General features: G+C 39.8%; 2 protein-coding genes. Both read left to right on the top strand.

Annotated elements, in window-relative coordinates; genetic code table 11:
* The first annotated feature begins 133 nt into the window (after nucleotides 1-133).
* Nucleotides 134-274: a hypothetical protein gene (locus BZL41_RS29325; RefSeq protein ID WP_371916459.1), complete on the top strand. Its 141-nt coding sequence runs from the start codon at nucleotides 134-136 to the stop codon at nucleotides 272-274.
* A gap of 197 nt (nucleotides 275-471) precedes the next feature.
* Nucleotides 472-900 carry a hypothetical protein gene (locus BZL41_RS00505; RefSeq protein WP_095597485.1) on the top strand — a complete coding sequence of 143 codons (429 nt, stop codon included), beginning with the start codon at nucleotides 472-474 and terminating at the stop codon, nucleotides 898-900.
* Nucleotides 901-1,332 lie beyond the last annotated feature (432 nt).

Genomic DNA, 1,332 nt, shown 5'->3' with positions numbered 1-1,332 from the left:
GCCTGCACAACAGGCCGGATATAAGACTGCTCCTACCTACACGCCAGCATGATTACCGATTGAGCTCCGGGAGGCGTCCATATAAGAGTTTCCCTAATTTTAGAACAGGGACTAAAAAGGGGATTCAACAGTAGTGTTTGGAGGAAGCAGAATAAGAGGCGACTTTGGTAAAGGCAGTGATATTGATGTTGGTTTTGGTAGCTTATCAGAAAAACAAGCTCAACGAATTATTAGAATATCAATAAAGCGGCAGCCGATAATCTTAATTTCTTAAAAATGGAAGAACTTACGATTTACCCCTGGTAAAAGTACGCAGACAATCGAAACGATAACAACACCAGAGCAATTCTTCCAAAGAGCTGGGACCAGGGCTGGTGGAGACTTGAAAGCTGGTCAGCCGTATATTCCATCGGGGTCAATTACGACAACTCCCGATGGTAAAATTATTATATTACCTCCAGGAGGTTAAAAATGATTTATTTTAATGTAAACGGTAATGACATAGATTCTAATGCGATGACTTTTAGCCAGTTAAGCTTCGGAAAAGGGAAAGTATTAGAAACTTTCCCCTATGAAATGAAAATATCCAAGGAAGAGTTATTAGAGAAATTAACACCTGTGTACGACGAGGGTGTTGAAGAGCTTATAGAGGATGATCAAATCACTGGTGAGTTCGAACCCCCTTATCCAGGGGCAACGGATTATCCATCGCTACTTGAATTCATCGATATCGAAGGCTCCTATTTATATGACTATCTTTATGCTTACCATAAGTTTGATATTCTTAGTATTGCTTTAGATGAAGATAATGATGTAGCAAGTTATGTAGTTAACTCTTTAGAATCAATTGAACAGATAGGTGAGGAGATCATTGTTAAAGGAACTGCCATAAAAAGGTAGTTCCAAACAACAATAGCCTGAGGTTTAATTCTCGAGCTGATCCATTGTTGGATTCGATGGGGCCAGCTCATATTAGTCATCCTGCTGAGTAAAAATCCATACTTAATGATCTTGAAGTAAATAATGCTGCAATTAAATATGGTAATGATTCGATAGCATTCTCTCCTAATATAGCTGGAGGACCATTAGGTAACGAAATACTTTTACCGAATGAGTTTTCGATATCAGCTTTGAGGCATGAATATGGACATTTCTTGGATCACCAAGCACTAGGATCTCCACGATATATTTAACCAGGCAATCAAATACAAGATATAATGGCGCATGAAAAAAGTATAGGTCCGGTCGGACATTGACGCTTGCTCAGGAATGGCAACTGCGCACTCTCATAGTCGGCCGGAACCCGAACCAATTTCAACTCGACTTTGCGCT

This window comes from Pseudomonas sp. PIC25, assembly GCF_002286785.1.
Lineage (GTDB): Bacteria > Pseudomonadota > Gammaproteobacteria > Pseudomonadales > Pseudomonadaceae > Pseudomonas_M.
Note: the sequence above shows the minus strand (reverse complement) of the source record. Positions and strands in the feature narration are given on the sequence as shown.